This is a genomic window from Paeniroseomonas aquatica (assembly GCF_030409335.1).
Lineage (GTDB): Bacteria > Pseudomonadota > Alphaproteobacteria > Acetobacterales > Acetobacteraceae > Belnapia > Belnapia aquatica.
Window position 1 is genome coordinate 1 of record NZ_JAUFPN010000259.1, and the last position, 1362, is coordinate 1362.

Sequence of the window (1362 nt, forward strand, 5' to 3'; positions counted from 1 at the left end):
CTAGTAGCCAGCGTCGGATCAAATCCGGCTGGTAGTGTCTGCGAGGGTTCTCCTGCCGTGACCGTGCCCCCAGCCTTGTCCAGCTTGGGATGAAGCTGTGTCGGTGATCGGCCTCCTTGGACAGCGTTGCGCGAGATGGGAATGTCAGGCGGCAGCAGGCTGGGCCTGTCTGGCGATGGCCCATACGAAACCCGCCAGTTCGCGGGCAATGGCGGTGGTGACGACGTTGGGCGCTTTTCCCGCCCTGGCGAGTTTGCGATAGCGCCCGCACAGCCGTTCCTGCGCCTTCCAGGCGGTGTCGCGGATTGGCTTGGCCAAGGTTTCCTGACGCAGCAGTAGCTCTCGGCTAATCCGGGCCGGAAACCGGTAGCTCCAGGCCGCCTCAATCAGCATGCGCCGGGCCGAGCCGTTCCCCGCTTTGGTGATCCCACCCTGGCGCCGGGTTCCGCCGCTGGAATGCTCGGATGGAACGAGCCCAAGATAGGCCATCAGCTGCCGCGGATTGGCAAAGCGGGTGATGTCGCCAAGCTCGGCGACCAGTGTCGCTGCCGCGACCAGCGCCATGCCGCGCAGGGCCTGCAATGCCCGCACCACCGGTGCCAGAGACCAGTCCGGCAGCGCCGCCGCGATATGGGCCTCCAGGCGATCGCGTCGGGCCGTCGCCGCCTCGACCGCGGCGATGCAATCCTCCAGGACGAGATGGTGGGCTGCTTGTGCGAACCGCAGCCCGGCCAGCCAACGTCGATGCATCAGGGTCCAGGCCGGTCGGCCGTAGTGTTGGCCTTGCCGTAGCAGAAAGCCGGATAGTTGCTGGCGAGCCTGCCGGAGGGCACGGACAGCAGCCAGACGCGCCCGCACCAGGTCGCGGACGGCCTCATGGGCCGGGTCCGGCACCCAGACCGGGGTCAGCTCTCCCGCTCGATGCAGTCTGGCCAAGTTGGCCGCGTCCCGCCGGTCGGTCTTGATCCGGTCACCCGGCTTGCGCGGGATCAGCGAGGGAGCGACCACGACGCATTCATGCCCCGCCGCGGTTAGCTGCCGCTGAACTCCATACCCGCATGGTCCGGCCTCGTAGCAAAAATGCAGGGCCGAGCCAGACTTCGCCAGCTTGCACGCCAACGCCTTCAGTGCCGTCGGGGTGTTGGCGATCGTGCCGTGCTCGCGGACTTCGCCCCGCTTGCCCGCCTCGGCCAGCGCTACCGCGATCGTCTCCTTGTGCACATCAAGGCCGATGTAGGTGATAGGCTTCTCCATGACCCGTCTCCTTTATGCATGAGGCTCGGTGCCAGACTATCCGGCATAACCCTCGCAACCTGCATACTGTGAGACGGGTCACCCCTATCTCAGGCGGACATCTGGTCT

Annotated in this window: 1 protein-coding gene; it reads right to left on the reverse strand. The window is 66.4% G+C overall.

Features of this window, described 5'->3' with window-relative positions; all coding sequences use genetic code 11:
• Positions 1-144: 144 nt before the first annotated feature.
• Positions 145-1254, reverse strand: coding sequence for an IS110 family RNA-guided transposase (locus QWZ14_RS29185; protein WP_290320581.1), 1110 nt, complete (start codon positions 1252-1254; stop codon positions 145-147).
• Positions 1255-1362: the final 108 nt, after the last annotated feature.

Excerpts from the sequence above, each read along its gene's own strand:
- QWZ14_RS29185 (WP_290320581.1), bottom strand. The coding sequence starts at position 1,254 with ATGGAGAAGCCTATCACCTACATCGGCCTTGATGTGCACAAGGAGACG.